We start from the raw sequence: 1,175 nt of genomic DNA on the forward strand, positions 1-1,175 counted from the left end.
CGATGCGCGGCGTCATCGAATTCATGAGCGACCTGCTGGGCGTGTCCATCAGCCTGGGCACCGTGCACAATGTTCACCAGCGTGCCGCGCAGCGGGCGATGGCCATCAACAACAGCATCGACCTGTCGGCCATCCGGGTGGGACTGCACGACGAGATCTTTCAGGGGACCCGGCCGGTTCTTACCGGCATCGATGCGGCTTCCACCTACTGCTATCTGCTGGCTGACGAAGACCACCGTGATGGCGATACCTGGGCCATCCATCTGCTGGACCTGCAGAGGCAGGGACTGCATCCCGACTTTACGATTGCCGACGCCGGCACGGGTCTGCGCGCAGGCCAGAAGCTCGCATGGCCCGATACCCGGGGTTCGGGGGGCAACGGAACAGCCAACCGACTTAAGCGTCGTGGCAGTTCGAGCGACCCTCGCGGCCACTGCGGGACGCCTCAATGACGAGGATTCGTATTGTTGTGCAATGTTTCGCGTCGCCTTGCATCGGTGGCAAGACATCGTCACCATTAATGGTTTTTTTGGTGGCCGATTGCCAGCAGCGGATGCGGCAATCTGTGCCTCAGCCCTCTAAACTTTTCTGAGCCGGATGCAAAGAATGCAGGTAGCGCTCCCATTGGAGGAGGCGATTCTCCATGCCAGGCAAGTGGCAGCGAATCGTCGCGTGCTTGTCGCGCTTATTGGCCAAGCCGACACATGCTGGTGGGGTGGACATATCGACAACTGGCACCCGGATGAGACGTTGTTTTCGTCGGGCGCAGCACTGAAGGGATACAGAAAGCTTGTAGATCGCTTCAAGAAGGGCAAAACGGCCAAAGCGCACGTACTGATGTTTCACAATGACGGCTCGTGCGGGGAGTGATGCTAGGTGTCGAATCAAAGTAAGAGACTCGAGGTGCAACTCCCCGGGTCTACTCACCGGGAGTGTCTGAATTTTTGTGTGCAAGGCAGATAAAAGCCTGCCGTCTGGCAGGCTCATCAATTGCATTCTACAAATGATTTCTGGTGAAGCGATCCTCGTAGAGGATCGCGAACTGGTTCATCGCGGCTTTCCAGTCATGCGCGGCACGGCTCCAGTCAGCCGTGATATTGCGCAAGGCCAGCCAGAGCAGTTTGGTCGCGGCCTCGTCCGTCGGGAAGTGCCCACGCGTCTTGACGATCTTGCGT

The 1,175-nt window shown here is 58.5% G+C and carries 2 protein-coding genes and 1 pseudogene; 2 read left to right on the forward strand and 1 reads right to left on the reverse strand.

Features of this window, described 5'->3' with window-relative positions:
- Together M3I56_RS40570 and M3I56_RS40575 are read left to right on the forward strand one after the other, a co-directional pair.
- Positions 1–452: hypothetical protein (locus tag M3I56_RS40570; protein ID WP_254358664.1), on the forward strand; the 452-nt coding region annotated here is incomplete at its 5' end.
- Between the two features lie 154 nt (positions 453–606).
- Positions 607–870, forward strand: coding sequence for a hypothetical protein (locus tag M3I56_RS40575; RefSeq protein ID WP_254358666.1), 264 nt, complete (start codon positions 607–609; stop codon positions 868–870).
- A 127-nt stretch (positions 871–997) separates the two neighbouring features.
- On the opposite strand, the pseudogene M3I56_RS40580 reads toward M3I56_RS40575, so the two are convergent.
- A pseudogene (locus M3I56_RS40580) lies at positions 998–1,175 on the reverse strand (IS256 family transposase); the annotation flags it as partial.

This window comes from Paraburkholderia sp. CNPSo 3281, assembly GCF_024206515.1.
Lineage (GTDB): Bacteria > Pseudomonadota > Gammaproteobacteria > Burkholderiales > Burkholderiaceae > Paraburkholderia > Paraburkholderia nodosa.

What these genes read in the sequence shown, in the direction of transcription:
- M3I56_RS40575 (WP_254358666.1), top strand. Translation starts at nt 607, where the DNA reads ATGCAGGTAGCGCTCCCATTGGAGGAGGCGATTCTCCATGCCAGGCAA.